We start from the raw sequence: 15218 nt of genomic DNA on the forward strand, positions 1-15218 counted from the left end.
AGTAATTTCATTCTTAATATACGCTCAAAATCCTATCTGTTGATAGATAAGCCTGAATTGTAAGATAATTTCTCTTAAACAAATCCAGAACCGGAGCAAAGGAAAATGAAGGAATTTATAAAAGAAAAAGTATCAACAGCGGTCAAAAATTTGTTTAATAAAGAAGAAGTAGTTGAAAGAGCTTCTTTTGAAAAACCTAAAAGAAAAGAATACGGAGATTTTGCTACAAACGTTGCGTTTCTACTGTCAAAACCGCTTAAAAAAAACCCAAGAGAAATAGCCAAAAAAATAGCCAGCGAGTTGAAATCCCTACCAGAATTTGAAAACGTAGAAGTAGCTGGCGCCGGTTTCATCAACTTTAAGTTTAGCCAAACGTTTTATTCCAACTTACTGAAAGAAATCAAAGAAACTGAGTTCTATAAATCCAACTTCGGCAGAGGACAGAAAGTTTTACTTGAATACGTTTCCGCTAACCCCACAGGTCCTCTACACGTGGGACACGGTAGGGGAGCAGTTGTTGGTGATGTAATCTACAACGCTATGAAGCTAACAGGATTTGAACCAGAAAGGGAATTCTATATCAACGATGCCGGAAGGCAGATTAGACTCTTAGGGATTTCCATACTTTACAGGTTAAAAGAGCTATCAGGAGAAGAGGTTGAACTACCCGAAGATGCATACAGAGGAGAGTATATAAAGGAATTAGCGGAAAAACTCTTAAAGGAAAAACCTGAAATAAGAGAGATGGACGAAGAAGAGGCGATAAACGTAGCTGCCGAGTTCGGCAAAAACGAGATGTTAAAAGAAATAAAAGAAGACTTGAAGGCGCTGAGAGTTGAATTTGACAACTGGTTCAGCGAAAAAACGCTCCACGAAACAGGAATGATAGAAAAAGCCATAGAAACGTTAAAAGATAAAGGTTTGATTTACGAGAAAGAAGGAGCATTGTGGTTTAAATCAACAGCTTTCGGTGATGATAAAGATAGAGTTGTTAAAAGGAGCAATGGAGAATATACATACTTCGCGGCAGATATAGCCTACCACCTAAATAAAATAGAAAGGGGATACGACAGAGCTATAAACGTATGGGGAGCAGACCATCACGGATACGTTAAGAGAGTAAAAGCTGCAATAGAAGCGTTCGGTAAAGACCCTGACTGGCTTGAAGTAGTTCTCATACAGCTGGTCAAACTGTTTAGAAACGGACAGGAAGTGAAAATGTCAAAAAGAGCAGGAAACTTCGTAACGCTGCGCTGGTTGATGGATGAAGCCGGAACTGATGCAGTAAGGTTTTTCTTCCTGCTTAAAAGGCACGATACACCTCTTGATTTTGATATAGACCTTGCCTTATCTCAAAAGAGCGAAAACCCCGTTTACTACGTCCAATACGCCCACGCAAGATTGTGCAGTATTCTTGATAAAGCTGAAGAAAAAGGGCTGAAACCTTCCGATGAAAACCTTAACCTGTTATCTTCTGAGGAGGAAAAAGAACTGATAACCGGTTGCTATTCCTTAAGGTATGAACTCCAGCACGTAGCAGAAAGAATGGAACCACACAGGTTAACTTACTACCTCATTGAACTTGCATCAAAACTACACAAGTTTTACAACAAACACAAGGTAATTGATGAAGAAAACAAGGCGTTAAGCGAGGCAAGGCTTTACCTCATCAGCGCTGTAAGAAAAACCATAGCCAAAGGGCTTGAGATTATTAACGTAACCGCACCGAGGAGGATGTAATGGAAAACAGTAAAAAGCTTCAAATGATACTTATGTTCGTTGCAACACTCGTTATGGCACTTGCTTACATGGTGGGGTACTTTGTGGGCAAAGAAGCCGGATTTAAACAGGCAAGTGCAAAGTTTGAAGTGGAAAAGAAAAAACTTTTAAAAACGTTAGCTGAGCTAAATCCAGTTTCAAGACCGATAGAAGAAAGGGTTGTAAAGGAAACTGCAAAAAAACCGCCGGTAAGCAAAAAAGAGACAAAAGCTAAAGAGAAGCAGCAAGTTAAAACTGAAAATGCAACAAAACCCCAGAACCAGACGGTAAAAGTGGAAGAAGAGAAAAAAGCAGAAGAAAAGACTGAATCTACCGCGAATAGCAATACAAATATTCAGGAAAAAGTCAAAAAGTATGAGAATGGCAGGTATTATGTGCAGGTGGGGATTTTTAGGAATAAAGCAAACGCATTAAAACTTGCAAGTAAATTGAATAGCAAAGGTTTTCCCACAAAGACACTGATAACGAAACACTACGTGAAAGTTATAGTAGGCTACTATGAAACCTACAAAGAAGCTTACCAGGCACTGAAAAAGCTTAAAGCAGAGGGATATCAGGGAATAGTAAAAAGGAGGAAATCTTGATAGACACTCACGCTCACATACATTTCCCGCAGTTCGACGAAGACAGAGAACAGATAATAAGAGAATGTGAAGAAAAGTTAGACGCTGTAGTTACCGTAGGGTGTGACCTTGAAGATTCTAAGAAAGCGATAAAAGTGGCTGAATCTTCAAAAAACGTTTATGCATCGGTAGGGATACATCCTCACGAAGCGAAGAACTACTCAGAGAAGGATTACGACCGCTTAGTTGAACTGATAAAAAGTAGCAGTAGAGTTGTAGCGGTTGGGGAGGCGGGGTTGGATTTTTACAGAAACCTTTCTCCTAAAAATAAGCAATACGAAATCTTTGAAATGCAGGTAGAAATAGCAAAACAGCTTAATTTACCCATCATTATTCATACACGGAACGCTGCGAAAGAGATGGCAGCATTTATAAAAACTAAAATGGCTGGCTGTAAAGGCATAGTTCACTGTTTCAGCGGTGAAAAAGAGCTGTTAGAAGCAGCACTTGATGAAGGACTTTTTATATCCTACTCAGGGATAGTAACCTATCCCAAAAACAGCCAATTGAGAGAAACGCTAAGATACGTCCCAAGTTCAAGACTTCTCGTAGAAACTGATTGCCCATACCTTTCACCTCAACCAGTAAGAGGGAAAAGAAACAAGCCAACTTACGTAGCTTATACAGCAATGGAAATAGCTAAATTCCTTAAAATAAACTTCACCGATATAGACAGAATAACAACCATCAACGCAAAGAGAGTATTTCATTTACCTTTAACAGCAGAAGAAAAGAAAGAAAGGCTCGTCTATCAGGTGGGGAATAAACTCTACATCAATCTAACAAATAAATGTCCCTGTAACTGCAAGTTTTGCTTCAGAGGAACAGAGAACTTCATTTTAGGATACAACCTCAACTTAACGAGAGAACCAATAGCCGAAGAATACATGTATAGAATCAAAAACCCATCTATTTACGATGAAGTAGTCTTCTGCGGTTACGGAGAACCGTTTGAAAGATACGAAACTCTCAAAACTGTAGCCAAATGGCTGAAGAAAATGGGAACAAAGAAAGTCAGAGTTGACACCTGCGGTCTTGGAAATCTAATAACTGGTAAAGATACAACCAAAGAACTAAAGGGTCTGATAGATACTTTCAGCATCAGCATCAACGCCGGTAATAAGGAAGAATACCTTAAAACGGTAAGACCTAAATTCGGAGAGAAAAGCTGGAACGCCGTTATAGACTTTATAAAAGAAGCAAAGAAAGAAGGTTATGAGGTTATAATAACCGCTGTGGAACATCCTCAATTTAACAAAGACGATTTCATTAAATTAGCTAATGAACTTGACGTTAAATACAGGATAAGACCATTTAAGAGGTTTAAAAAATGGGAAGAGTAGCAAGATTTGCAGTATCAATAGATGAAAAGCTGTTAGAAAGGTTTGACGACTACCTTGAAAAGAAAGGATATGTAACCCGCTCAGAAGCTGTTAGAGACTTGATAAGGAACGCCCTAATTGAAGAATCTATAGGAGAAGATAAAGATGTTTTCGGCACTATAACGATTGTTTACGACCATCACCAGAAGGAATTAGCAGATAAAATAACAGAAATTGAGCATAGCTACCTACACAACATTATCTCTACCATGCATATACATATAGACCACAACCACTGCCTTGAAACCATCGCCGTAAAAGGAAAGGCAAGTAAAATAAAAGAGTTAGCAGATAAAATAATCACCCTGAAAGGAGTTAAACACGGGAAACTGGTCGTAACAGGAATAGAACCTTAATTTTTTAACCGAAAAAAAATAAGGAGGTTTATAGATGGCTGGACATTCCAAATGGGCAAACATTAGACATAGAAAAGCTGCTCAAGACGCTAAAAGAGGAAAAATATATACAAAATTAGCAAGGGAAATAACCGTAGCAGCAAGAGAAGGAGGTGGAGACCCGGAAACAAACCCAAGACTCAGAGCTGCAATTGAGAGGGCAAGGAAATTCAACATGCCCAAAGAAAACATAGAAAGGGCAATAAAAAGAGGAACTGGCGAGATAGCTGGTGAATCCTACGAAGAGGTAACTTACGAAGGTTATGGACCAGGTGGAGTTGCCATAATAGTTAAGTGCCTCACTGACAACAGAAACAGAACCGCTTCAGAAGTAAGACATGCATTCTCAAAACACGGCGGAAACTTAGGAACTTCCGGTTGCGTTTCATGGATGTTTGAAAGGAAAGGAGTAATTACTGTATCTGCTGAGAAGTATGATGAAGAAGAAGTAATGATGGCAGCAATAGAAGCAGGTGCCGATGACGTTGTAAAGGAAGAAGACAAGTTCGTAATTTATACAGAACCTTCCTCTCTTGAGGAAGTAAGAAAAGGAATTGTAGAAGCAGGAATAGAAATAGAAGAAGCAAAACTTGATTTAATTCCCACTACAACTACAAAAGTGGAAGGCGAAACAGCAGAAAAAGTATTAAAGCTACTTATGGCGCTTGAAGACTTAGATGACGTTCAAGAAGTTTATTCTAACTTTGATATGCCTGAAGAGGTTTTAAAGAATGCTTAAAAAGCTATTAGCACTTTCCTTGTTGAGTCTCTTCCCATTAAATGTCAAAGCTGACAATCAACAAAACTTCAGCGGAACAGTATTTTCCGAGTCGGTAGCAATACTTTCCACAGCGTTAAAATCCAACCAAAACGTTTTAAACTATCAAAACTTAACTTTAGATATACCCTGGGATAAACCCTCTTTTCAATTCTGGAAATCCTATTATCAAAATAGATGGAACAGGCTAAAACTCATATCTCAACTGGAAAGCTTCAAGCTATTCTATCCCACCATCAAAAAAGTATTCAAAGAGGAAGGACTCCCAGAAGAACTTTCTCTATTAGCAGTAGTAGAAAGTCACGGAAATCCAGCTGCAGTTTCAAAGGCAGGTGCAGCCGGATTGTGGCAACTAATGCCAGCTACAGCAAGGCTTTACGGATTAAAAGTTAACTGGTTCATAGATGAACGGTTTGACATTGAAAAATCCACCCACGCCGCCGCCCGCTACCTCAAATACCTCTACTCACTCTTCGGCAGGTGGGATTTAGCAATAGCAGCATACAACGCAGGACCAGGCACAATTCTGAAACGCATTAAAGCCTTAGGTAAAGACCACTTCTGGGATTTAACAAAACTTCCCGACGAAACCCTCAACTACGTCCCCAAATTCTACGCCGTCCTTTCCGTTGCAGAAAGCCTGGGCATATTCAAAAAACCATCTCAAAACCACCTGATAAAAATCAAAGTCTTAGGAAGAACTTCCCTCTACAGAATATCAAAAAGGCTAAAAGTCCCCTACTCAATAACCAAACACTTCAATCCTCAGTTTAAAAGGAGAATCGTTCCTTACGGCTACTACGTCTACTTACCAAACAACTACATCCACAGAGAAAAACTCTTAAAATACGTAAAATCCTCCCGCATCTACGTCTACGTTCCAAGAAGAGCCGAAAGAATTACTACAATAGCAAGGCGCTTCGGCGTAAGCCCAAAGCTAATAAAAGAACTTAACAGCATAAGAAGAAACGTCGTTTACAGAGGTCAAACCATACTTATCGTGAAAGTTGAAAGGAGTAACGCAGATAATGGCAGCAGTTAAAGAAACCGACACCGTAATCCTCTACGACCCGGAAAAAGAGAAGAAATACTTCCTCAACCTTTCTCTATCTAAAGGAAAGTTCAACACAGACAGAGGAGAGATTGAGTTAGAATCACTAATAGGAAAACCCTACGGCAGCTTCATTGAAACCCACAAAGGTTTCAAATACATTATCCTGCCATGCACCGTCGTTGACTTCATAATGCACAAACTTAACAGGCTAACCCAGATAGTCTATCCAAAAGATGCAGCGTTCATAGCCCTGAAGCTCAACGTAAAGCCGGGAGACACCGTGATAGAAAGCGGAATCGGCAGCGGTGCAATGACGGCAGTCTTTGCCCACATAGTCGGAGAAAACGGCAAAGTCATAAGCTACGAAAAAAGGGAAGAATTCATAAAAAACGCCCTATCAAATCTGAGAAAATTAGGCTACGAAAACAGAGTTATTACAAAACATAAAGACATCGCCGAAGGATTTGAAGAAACAGAAGTAGATGCAGTATTCTTAGACGTAAGAGAACCCTGGCTCTACATTCATCACGCCTACAAAGCCCTGAAAACAGGAAACATGTTAGGAATCTTAGTCCCAACGGTAAACCAAATCATTGAAACGCTCAAAAAACTGCAAGAACTACCTTTCATGGATATAGAAGTCTGCGAAATCCTTCTAAGAAAGTATAAAACCGTTCCAGAACGTTTAAGACCGGAAGACAGAATGCCGGCACACACGGCGTTCCTGATTTTTGCCAGAAAATTACCGCAGGAGACAGAAAATGGAAGCCTTTGAACTACTACAAAAATCTGGAATAATAGGCTACATACTGCTGTTCCTTTCCATAATTTCTCTAACCATAATAATTGAAAAGCTAATCGTTCTAAGGCTTTCAAAGTTAGTTCCAAAAGAAGATTTAAAGCTCTTAGTTGATTTCTTGAGCGAAGGAAACATAGGAGACGCCGTAGAACTGTGCAAAAGGAGAAAATCCCTTCTCAACTCAATAGTGATGGAATCCCTGAGAAACATAGGAACACCTTCAAAAGAAAACTTCCTTCACGCTTTTGAAGCTGTCGCTAAAAGAAAATTCTTAGAACTTGAAAGGGGACTTGCCCTCTTAGCCACAATTGCAGCCATCTCACCGCTTTTAGGTTTAACAGGAACTGTTTTAGGAATGATTAAAATATTCGGCGTCCTTACTGCCGGCTCGTCAGCAATCGGCAACCCTCAACAGCTATCAGCAGGAATAGCAGAAGCCTTACTTACAACTGTTTTTGGACTATTCGTAGCAATTCCGGCAGTTGTAATGTATAACCTGTTTCAGAAAAAGTTAGACAAAATAGCTGCAGAAGTTGAAACAGCCGGAATTTTAATAGCAAACAACTTCAAAGGGTTAAAATGATTAAGGTAGCAACCTGGAACGTAAACTCAATCAGAGCAAGACTAAACTACGTATTAGACTGGTTAAAAGAAACGAAAACAGACGTTCTATCAATGCAGGAAACGAAAGTTGAAGACCACCTTTTCCCGGAATTAGAATTCAAAAATGCAGGTTACCACGTTTACTACTACGGGCAGAAAGCCTACAACGGCGTCGCTACCTGCTCAAAAGAAAAGGCAGTAAAAGTAATCAAAGGCTGGGGAGACGACGAAGACGACGAAAAAAGAGTTATTACGGTAAAACTTCCCGAACTATCCATAGTTAACGTCTATGCACCAAGGGGTGGCGAAAAAGGGACAGAAAGGCACGCATTTAAAATTTACTTCTTTGCAAGGTTAAAGCTTTTCCTTCAGGAAAACTTCTCACCTGATGAACCTCTGTGCGTCGTAGGGGACATGAACGTAGCAAGAGACGAAAAAGACGTTTTTGACCCGATTATCTGGAAAGACCGCCCCGGATTTATGGACGAAGAAAGAGAAGCCTTTGAAGACTTACTCTCTTTCGGGCTTTACGACCTATTCAGAGAAAAACACCCCGACAGAATCCAGTATACCTGGTGGGACATAGAAACAGGAGCGTTCAGCCAGAACAGAGGGCTCAGAATAGATTACATATTAGTAACAAAACCGTTACTTGAAAAAGCAGTTCAGGTAGATGTAGATATAAACGCAAGGAAGAAAAAGAAAGGTATCTTACCGTCCGACCATGCTCCAGTATGGGCAACGTTCAACATATAAATAAGGAGGTCAAACAGATGGAAAACCTGAAAAAACTCATAGAAGAAGCCTGGAAGAACAGAGAACTTCTTAAAGAAAAAGAGTATCAGGAAGCTATTAGAGAAACCGTAGATTTAATAGACAAAGGGAAGCTAAGAGTTGCAGAAAGAATTTCCGTAGGAAACTGGAAAGTAAACGAATGGGTAAAGAAAGCTATACTGCTCTTCTTCCCAATTTCCGAAATGAAAGTGATGGAAGTAGGACCTTTTGAGTATTACGACAAAATACCTCTAAAGAAAAACTGGGAAAAGTTAGGCGTAAGAGTCGTTCCACCTGCAACTGCAAGATACGGCTCTTTCATAGAACCTGGCGCCATTTTAATGCCCTCCTACGTTAACATCGGCGCTTACGTAGGTTCTGGAACGATGGTTGATACGTGGGCAACGGTAGGTTCCTGCGCACAGATAGGTAAAAACGTCCACCTTTCAGGAGGCGTAGGAATAGGCGGCGTTTTAGAACCACCAAACGCAAGACCTGTAATAATAGAAGACAACTGTTTTATCGGTTCAAGGTGTATTATCGTTGAAGGCGCAATAATAGAAGAAGAGGCTGTTTTAGGCGCTGGTGTCGTAATCACTGCGTCAACTAAAATTATTGACGTCACCGGCGACGAACCTGTTGAATACAGAGGTAGAGTTCCTGCAAGAAGCGTTGTAATTCCAGGAACAAGAGTGAAGAAATTTCCAGCCGGCGAATACCAGATTCCCTGCGCCCTGATTATCGGCAAAAGAAAGGAATCAACGGACAAAAAGACATCGTTAAACGAAGTATTAAGAGAATTCAACGTTCCCGTATAACTCTCTCGGTGGCTTCCGCCACCGAACCTTAATAAATTAAATTTAACAAAAGCAAATTCAGAGGAAAAAATTGGGAAAGTTAGTTATAAAAATACCGGGTAATAAAGAGGAAACTTTTGACCTCACTTCTCCTGAAAAGCACACAGAAAATATGGAAAGACTTCAATTTTTGCTTACTGAACTACAGCAGAAAAATGCACTAAAACGACTAAAAAACTTACAGGGGATATTATCCAAGGATTTTCACGTAACAGAAGATGAACTCCACATGCAGGAAAGCAAATGACAAGAGTTTTTATAGATAGCTCTTTCATAATAGAACTTCTCAAAGGGAACGAAAAAGCAATAGCTCTAAATGAGAAACTAATAGAAACTTACGGAATTCTACTCGTTTACAACCATATAGTTTTCAGTGAAATAACCTATCAACTATACTTCAAAAGAAATATACCTTGGGAAACGCTTAACGATATCTTGGCAACTTTTCTGATATTAGAAATGGATAAAAAAGTCTTAAACATAAGTTTTGGTTTTATCAAAAACTACAACTTAAAACCAAACGATGCTTTAATACTTGCTACCTGTAAACGATACAATGTCAAATACCTAATCTCTTTAGATGAAGACTTCTCTCTCCCATGTAAAAACGAAGGGATATCTCTCTTAAACTCTCCAGAAACTTTCAGTAAACTTTTCTAAACAGGAACTTTAATCAAATGGTATTTCAAACCGCTTTCCTCTCCACTAAGCCCAAAAGCGTAAGCCATAAGCTCCGTTAAAAACGCCGATGGAACGTTCGGCGGTAATTCCATCTTCGTCTGGTATATATCAAAAGCCTTAAAACATAATGGACATGGCGTGGCAATAATATCGCCACTAACTTCTTTAACGCTATTTAAAATCCTGTCAATCTTGCGTAAAGTCATGCTTTTATCTGTATAAAAAGAGTGATAACCGCAACAAACGTCTTTACACTCGTAATCACTTACAACCTTCGCCCCCAGAGCTTTTAAGATTTCTTCAAGAGAAGAAGGATTATCGCTGTTATCAACTGCTATCTCTTTAGGATAGAGAACGTGGCAACCGTAATAAGGAACAACCTTAACGCCTGTTAAAGGATTTACAACCGCTTCCTTTATCTTCTCATACCCAACAACGTCCCTGAAAAAATCAAGTAGGTGATAAATCTTGGCAGTCCCTTTATATTCAAGCCCTTCAGGTTTAAGCAATCTATTCATTTTCTCTTTCAATTTTTTATTCCTATCAGCAGCCAACTTGGCTTTCGCTATAACCATATAGCAGGTATTACAGGATATCAACATATCAAGACCTTTAGCTTCCGAAAGGGCAATATTCCTCAGGTTTATCGCGTATGAAAGCTCTCTTTCTTCTTCCTCTATCGTATTTCCGCCGCAACAGGTAGTTTCCTCCAAAAGCTCAAGCTCCACTCCCAACTTCTCAAAAACTTTCCTCATAGTATCAAACATGTGAGCATCCTGTCCCTGAAAACAGCAACCCTGATAAAAACCGATTTTCATTAGTTCCCTCCGAAAAAACTCTTCAACTTTTCAACTAAACCTTTAGCGGTTTCTGAATCAGAAGAAACCCTATCAAGCACGGTACATATATCAGCCTTAAAGAAATCGCTCACAAGCCTGTCTATTTCTCTAACGTGAGAAAAATCAATTCTCATCGCTTTCTCTTCCGATTTAGAAAGAATTTCAAGATAAGTATCCCTGAACTTAAGTAAACCTTTAACAGGCTTCGGAACTTCCCAGACTTCAGCTCCCATACTCTCATAGGCAGATTTCAGTTTCTCAGCTTCACTATCCCCATAAACTTCAGCAGGAAGATAAAGCCTGTTTATCTGCCCGGTTGCGTATATCCAGTCAACGTAATGCTTGAGCTTTTTAGCTCCCGGTTTATCGGTAAAGCCTTTCTTTATTGAACGCCTGCGTAAATTCTGGATATCCTCTGCAGGTTTAACCCCTTTAGGACAAACGTGAAGACACTTCTGACACTGAACGCAGCTCCACAAACCGCCAGAAATGGCGTATCTGATTCTCCTATCCTTTGCAGTTTCTATATCTCGCCTGTCAACTTGAAACCTGTATGCCCTTGAAAAAGCAAAAGGTCCTCTATACCTTTCGTTATCCTCCACAGCTTCACAGGCAGAGTAACATGAAAAACAGAGCATACAGTGAATCTGGTCCTTATAAAGCTCCATTTCTTCAGGATAGATAATGCTCTCATGCATCGGGTCTGAAGGAACAACAGAAGGATCAGGAACGAGCCACGGCATCAAACTTTTCATCTTCTCTATAGGTTCATCAATATCGGTAACCAAATCTTTAATCACTTTCATATGATTTAAAGGCTCTATCTTTAAAAGTTTCCCTTTCCAGGTCTCGTAAAGCTCTTTCATGGGCGTTTTACACGCCAACTTTGTCTTCCCGTTGACCCTTACAGCACAGGAACCGCAAACTTCACTCCGGCAAAACGCCCTGAAAGAAAGAGTTGGATCAAGGTTATCCTTCACGTATAAAAGCGCGTTTAGAAGCGTCCCTTCTACAGGAACTTCATAATCCTTATAATAAGGAACGCTATCCTTATCCGGGTCGTATCTAAAAACCTTCAGGATTACAGTTTCCATAAGTTCCTCCAGATTAATACTTCCTCTCTTCTGGCTGAAACTTGGTTATTCTCACCGGTTTCCAATCTAAAACTAAATCTCCGCTTCCATTCCTTTTAACAATTGAATGTTTCAGGAAGTTCTTATCATCTCTTTCGGGATAATCCGTTCTCGCATGAGCTCCACGGCTTTCTCTTCGCTCTATCGCAGGTAAGGCAATAGGTATAGACAAATCAACAAGGTTGAGAAATTCAAGAACTGAAATTAAGTCAGTATTAAACCTTTTACCCATATCGTAAACCTTAACATGCTTAGCCCTTTCCTTAATCTCATAAAGTTTCTGTAACCCTTCCTTCATAGAAGTTTCCTCTCTAAAAACTCCAAAATGGTTCATCATCACTTCACCAAGCTCCCTTCTTAAATCAGCTAACCTTTCCTTACCATCATTTTCCATCAGTTCAATTATCTTTCTCTCATCATCCTTTTGAACAGCTAAAGATGGATTAGTTTCCGGCGCTTCATCCGCATACTTTACAGCCTCTAAAGCTGTCAATCTTCCAAAAACTAAAATATCAAGTAGAGAGTTACCACCAAGCCTGTTTGCGCCGTGAACGGATATGCAGGCACATTCACCTGCTGCGTAAAGTCCTTTTATCTCAGTTCTTCCCATCTTATCCGTATCTATTCCACCCATAGAGTAGTGAGCAGTCGGTGCAATAGGTATGGGTTCTTTTACAGGGTCAACGCCTTCATACAAAATTGCGTGCTCTCTCGTTTGTGGAAGCCTCTCGTTTATCCTCTCTTCACCCAAATGGGTAAGGTCAAGGCAGACGTAATCTCCCTTTTCTCCGCAACCCCTACCCTCGTTTATCTCCGTTTGTATTGCCCGAGCCACAATGTCTCTTGGCGCAAGCTCCATCTTTTCAGGCGCGTAACGCTTCATAAAACGCTCTCCATCCCTATTCCTTAAGTATCCGCCTTCACCTCTCGCGCCTTCTGTCACGAGTATCCCCGTTTTAGCCAGTCCAGTCGGATGAAACTGGATAAACTCCATGTCCTTCAACGGCAACCCTGCCCTTAAAGCCGCGGCAGTTCCATCACCGGTATTACCTAAAGCGTTTGAAGACCTATTCCAGTAAACTCTCGCATGACCGCCTGTAGCTAAAATTACCGCCTTCGTTCTTATCAGATGAACGCCACCGTTCCTTACATCCCAGGCAGTGACGCCTTCTATCTTTTCCCCATTGTGAATTAGAGAAAGAAGAAACCACTCATTCAAAAACGTTACGTTATTTTTCAAGCACTGCTCATAAAGGGTCTGCAGTATGTAAAACCCCGTTTTATCCGCCGCATAACAGGTTCTCGGAAATGAGGCACCGCCAAAAGGTCTCTGCGCAATCCTTCCATCAGGACGCCTTGAAAAAGGAACGCCTCTGTGGGCAATATCGTAAATAACCGCTGCTCCCATCTTACACATAATGTCAACGGCATCCTGGTCAGCCAAAAAATCGCTTCCCTTCACCGTATCATAAGCGTGTGCATCAGGGCTATCGCCCACCGAATGAGTCAAAACAGCGTTAATACCACCTTCAGCAGCACCTGTATGAGAACGAGTCGGATAAACTTTGGTCATTACAGCAACTTTAAGAATCGTATTTTCTGCCGCCCACAGCGCTGCGTATAAACCAGCACCTCCACCACCAACTATTAGAATGTCATAATCCAGCATATTAATCCTCCAATAAAAATCAGAAGATATGAATACTCAAATATAATACACCTTAATCCAATTTTACAAAATTTTTACATCTTTTTAAAAATCCCCACCTCTTTATGTTATCATTTCCACCACTAACAACAGTCCTCAGGGAGGAAAAATGCTTCAGTTTGACATCCTAATAGTAGGCGCAGGTGGAGCCGGTCTATACGCAGCCTTAGAAACGAGTAAAAGGAAAGGTTTAAAAGTAGCCGTTCTATCAAAAGTATTTCCAACCCGTTCCCATACAGGAGCAGCTCAGGGCGGTGTAAACGCAGCTTTGGGCAACGTTGCCCCCGATAGCCCAGAAAAGCACTCTTACGACACAATAAAGGGAAGTGACTTTTTAGCCGACCAAGACGCAGTAGAGCTAATGTGCGAAATGGCACCTAAAATAATAAGAGAAATGGAACATATGGGACTTCCATTCTCAAGACTTGAAAACGGAAAAATAGCCCAGAGACCATTTGGCGGCGCTTCATTTCCAAGGACCTGCTACGCAGCGGACAAAACCGGACACGTAATGCTTCAAACTCTCTACGAACAATGTTTGAAAAACGAAGTAACGTTTTTAAACGAATGGTTTGCCCTATCCCTCGTTCACAACGGCGAAAAAATAGCCGGCGTAGTAGCAATAGATTTGAGAACCGGAGAAATCCACGGCATAAAAGCAAAAGCAGTAATTTTAGCCACAGGCGGTCACGCAAGAATTTACTGGAAAAGAACGTCAAACGCTTTAGGTAACACAGGCGACGGTCCAGCAATGGCTTTAAGGGCAGGCGTGCCGTTGAAAGACATGGAATTCGTTCAGTTCCACCCAACAGGACTCAGAAGAACAGGAATACTCGTGACAGAAGGTGCAAGGGGCGAAGGTGGATACCTCATAAATAAAAACGGCGAAAGGTTCATGGAAAAATACGCGCCTGAAAAGATGGAGCTCGCACCGAGAGACTTGGTTTCAAGGGCAATAGAAACTGAAATAATGGAAGGTAGAGGTTTCAAAGACGATGAAGGCAACGAATTCGTTTACCTTGACCTGAGGCATTTAGGAAGGAAAAAAATACTTGAAAGACTTCCTCAGATTAGAGAATTAGCAATAGACTTTGAAGGCGTTGACCCCATAAACGAGCCAATACCTATAAGACCAACAGCCCACTACTCTATGGGTGGAATAGATACAGACATTTACGGAAGAACAGAGATAAAAGGACTTTACGCAGCAGGCGAATGCGGTTGCGTCTCCGTTCACGGTGCAAACAGACTCGGTGGTAACTCTCTACTTGATATAGTAGTCTTTGGAAAGATAGCTGGAGAGGACGCAGTAAATTACGTAAGCGAAACATCTTTTGCTGAATTTGATGAGAGTGCAGTTAAAGTTGAAGAAGAGAAAATCAGAGCGCTCTTTAACAACGAAGGCACAGAAAAGTTAGTAGAACTGAGAAACGAGTTAAGCGACATAATGACATACGGCGCTGGAATATTTAGAGAAGAGAAAAAGATGAAAGAGGCTCTTGAAAAGGTCAGAGAGATAAAAGAAAGAGCAAAGAAAATCAAAGTTTACGATACCGAAATGGTCTTTAACACAAACTTGCAGCAGACTCTTGAATTCTTAAATATGGTGGAAGTTGCAGAAACAATCGTTTTAGGTGCTTTAGAGAGAAAAGAGAGCCGCGGAGCACATGCAAGAACAGACTATCCGAACAGAGACGATGAAAACTTCCTGAAGCATTCAATCATCAGGAGAAAAGAGGACGGCGAACTTGAGATAAGCTGGAAGCCTGTGAGAATAACCAAGTTCCAGCCAGAAGAGAGGAAATACTAACGG

16 protein-coding genes are annotated in these 15218 nt (G+C 40.6%); 13 read left to right on the top strand and 3 right to left on the bottom strand.

What is annotated here, in order from left to right:
- Nucleotides 1-105 precede the first annotated feature (105 nt).
- The 12 genes from argS to QOL23_RS01730 all read left to right on the top strand — a co-directional run bounded on the left by argS (nt 106) and on the right by QOL23_RS01730 (nt 9704).
- A complete protein-coding gene (gene argS / locus QOL23_RS01675; protein WP_283399846.1) occupies nt 106-1740 on the top strand; it encodes an arginine--tRNA ligase in 1635 nt (544 codons plus the stop codon).
- Nucleotides 1740-2363 (top strand): SPOR domain-containing protein, encoded by a 624-nt coding sequence (locus tag QOL23_RS01680; protein ID WP_283399847.1) that lies wholly within the window; start codon nt 1740-1742, stop codon nt 2361-2363. Before argS ends, QOL23_RS01680 begins: the two co-directional genes overlap by 1 nt.
- Nucleotides 2360-3745 carry a YchF/TatD family DNA exonuclease gene (locus tag QOL23_RS01685; protein WP_283399848.1) on the top strand — a complete coding sequence of 462 codons (1386 nt, stop codon included), beginning with the start codon at nt 2360-2362 and terminating at the stop codon, nt 3743-3745. Before QOL23_RS01680 ends, QOL23_RS01685 begins: the two co-directional genes overlap by 4 nt.
- The gene (gene nikR / locus QOL23_RS01690; protein WP_283399849.1) at nt 3733-4140 is read left to right on the top strand and encodes a nickel-responsive transcriptional regulator NikR; all 408 of its coding nucleotides are present in this window, start codon (nt 3733-3735) and stop codon (nt 4138-4140) included. The genes QOL23_RS01685 and nikR overlap by 13 nt, the downstream gene beginning before the upstream one ends.
- Before the next feature lie 34 nt (nt 4141-4174).
- The gene (locus QOL23_RS01695; protein WP_283399850.1) at nt 4175-4918 is read left to right on the top strand and encodes a YebC/PmpR family DNA-binding transcriptional regulator; all 744 of its coding nucleotides are present in this window, start codon (nt 4175-4177) and stop codon (nt 4916-4918) included.
- A complete protein-coding gene (locus QOL23_RS01700) occupies nt 4911-5999 on the top strand; it encodes a lytic transglycosylase domain-containing protein (protein WP_283399851.1) in 1089 nt (362 codons plus the stop codon). Before QOL23_RS01695 ends, QOL23_RS01700 begins: the two co-directional genes overlap by 8 nt.
- Nucleotides 5986-6786 carry a tRNA (adenine-N1)-methyltransferase gene (locus QOL23_RS01705; RefSeq protein ID WP_283399852.1) on the top strand — a complete coding sequence of 267 codons (801 nt, stop codon included), beginning with the start codon at nt 5986-5988 and terminating at the stop codon, nt 6784-6786. Before QOL23_RS01700 ends, QOL23_RS01705 begins: the two co-directional genes overlap by 14 nt.
- The gene (locus tag QOL23_RS01710) at nt 6773-7393 is read left to right on the top strand and encodes a MotA/TolQ/ExbB proton channel family protein (RefSeq protein ID WP_283399853.1); all 621 of its coding nucleotides are present in this window, start codon (nt 6773-6775) and stop codon (nt 7391-7393) included. The genes QOL23_RS01705 and QOL23_RS01710 overlap by 14 nt, the downstream gene beginning before the upstream one ends.
- Nucleotides 7390-8169: an exodeoxyribonuclease III gene (gene xth, locus QOL23_RS01715; protein WP_283399854.1), complete on the top strand. Its 780-nt coding sequence runs from the start codon at nt 7390-7392 to the stop codon at nt 8167-8169. The genes QOL23_RS01710 and xth overlap by 4 nt, the downstream gene beginning before the upstream one ends.
- 17 nt (nt 8170-8186) lie before the next feature.
- Complete coding sequence (locus QOL23_RS01720) at nt 8187-9005, top strand: 2,3,4,5-tetrahydropyridine-2,6-dicarboxylate N-succinyltransferase (RefSeq protein ID WP_283399855.1); 819 nt, start codon at nt 8187-8189, stop codon at nt 9003-9005.
- Between the two features lie 70 nt (nt 9006-9075).
- Entirely contained in the window at nt 9076-9291 is a 216-nt protein-coding gene (locus tag QOL23_RS01725) for a hypothetical protein (protein WP_283399856.1), read from the top strand.
- Entirely contained in the window at nt 9288-9704 is a 417-nt protein-coding gene (locus QOL23_RS01730) for a PIN domain-containing protein (RefSeq protein ID WP_283399857.1), read from the top strand. Before QOL23_RS01725 ends, QOL23_RS01730 begins: the two co-directional genes overlap by 4 nt.
- Here the strand turns inward: QOL23_RS01730 and QOL23_RS01735 are convergent.
- From QOL23_RS01735 to QOL23_RS01745, 3 genes are read right to left on the bottom strand one after another with little or no spacing between them, the layout of a single operon-like run.
- Nucleotides 9701-10543, bottom strand: a complete 843-nt coding sequence (locus QOL23_RS01735) for a CoB--CoM heterodisulfide reductase iron-sulfur subunit B family protein (protein ID WP_283399858.1) — start codon at nt 10541-10543, stop codon at nt 9701-9703. The two genes, QOL23_RS01730 and QOL23_RS01735, sit on opposite strands and share 4 nt — an antisense overlap.
- A complete protein-coding gene (locus QOL23_RS01740) occupies nt 10543-11658 on the bottom strand; it encodes a succinate dehydrogenase/fumarate reductase iron-sulfur subunit (RefSeq protein WP_283399859.1) in 1116 nt (371 codons plus the stop codon). Before QOL23_RS01740 ends, QOL23_RS01735 begins: the two co-directional genes overlap by 1 nt.
- Before the next feature lie 13 nt (nt 11659-11671).
- On the bottom strand, nt 11672-13366 hold the full coding sequence (locus QOL23_RS01745) for an FAD-binding protein (RefSeq protein WP_283399860.1): 1695 nt from the start codon (nt 13364-13366) through the stop codon (nt 11672-11674).
- A 148-nt stretch (nt 13367-13514) separates the two neighbouring features.
- Between QOL23_RS01745 and sdhA the strand changes: the two genes are divergently transcribed.
- Nucleotides 13515-15215 carry a succinate dehydrogenase flavoprotein subunit gene (sdhA, locus tag QOL23_RS01750; protein WP_283399861.1) on the top strand — a complete coding sequence of 567 codons (1701 nt, stop codon included), beginning with the start codon at nt 13515-13517 and terminating at the stop codon, nt 15213-15215.
- Nucleotides 15216-15218: the final 3 nt, after the last annotated feature.

Origin of the sequence: Desulfurobacterium pacificum (genome assembly GCF_900182835.1) — a bacterium.
Lineage (GTDB): Bacteria > Aquificota > Aquificia > Desulfurobacteriales > Desulfurobacteriaceae > Desulfurobacterium_B > Desulfurobacterium_B pacificum.

Excerpts from the sequence above, each read along its gene's own strand:
- argS (WP_283399846.1), top strand. The coding sequence starts at position 106 with ATGAAGGAATTTATAAAAGAAAAAGTATCAACAGCGGTCAAAAATTTG.
- QOL23_RS01680 (WP_283399847.1), top strand. The coding sequence starts at position 1,740 with ATGGAAAACAGTAAAAAGCTTCAAATGATACTTATGTTCGTTGCAACA.
- nikR (WP_283399849.1), top strand. The coding sequence starts at position 3,733 with ATGGGAAGAGTAGCAAGATTTGCAGTATCAATAGATGAAAAGCTGTTA.
- QOL23_RS01695 (WP_283399850.1), top strand. The coding sequence starts at position 4,175 with ATGGCTGGACATTCCAAATGGGCAAACATTAGACATAGAAAAGCTGCT.
- QOL23_RS01700 (WP_283399851.1), top strand. The coding sequence starts at position 4,911 with ATGCTTAAAAAGCTATTAGCACTTTCCTTGTTGAGTCTCTTCCCATTA.
- QOL23_RS01705 (WP_283399852.1), top strand. The coding sequence starts at position 5,986 with ATGGCAGCAGTTAAAGAAACCGACACCGTAATCCTCTACGACCCGGAA.
- QOL23_RS01710 (WP_283399853.1), top strand. The coding sequence starts at position 6,773 with ATGGAAGCCTTTGAACTACTACAAAAATCTGGAATAATAGGCTACATA.
- xth (WP_283399854.1), top strand. The coding sequence starts at position 7,390 with ATGATTAAGGTAGCAACCTGGAACGTAAACTCAATCAGAGCAAGACTA.
- QOL23_RS01720 (WP_283399855.1), top strand. The coding sequence starts at position 8,187 with ATGGAAAACCTGAAAAAACTCATAGAAGAAGCCTGGAAGAACAGAGAA.
- QOL23_RS01730 (WP_283399857.1), top strand. The coding sequence starts at position 9,288 with ATGACAAGAGTTTTTATAGATAGCTCTTTCATAATAGAACTTCTCAAA.
- QOL23_RS01735 (WP_283399858.1), bottom strand. The coding sequence starts at position 10,543 with ATGAAAATCGGTTTTTATCAGGGTTGCTGTTTTCAGGGACAGGATGCT.
- QOL23_RS01740 (WP_283399859.1), bottom strand. The coding sequence starts at position 11,658 with ATGGAAACTGTAATCCTGAAGGTTTTTAGATACGACCCGGATAAGGAT.
- QOL23_RS01745 (WP_283399860.1), bottom strand. The coding sequence starts at position 13,366 with ATGCTGGATTATGACATTCTAATAGTTGGTGGTGGAGGTGCTGGTTTA.
- sdhA (WP_283399861.1), top strand. The coding sequence starts at position 13,515 with ATGCTTCAGTTTGACATCCTAATAGTAGGCGCAGGTGGAGCCGGTCTA.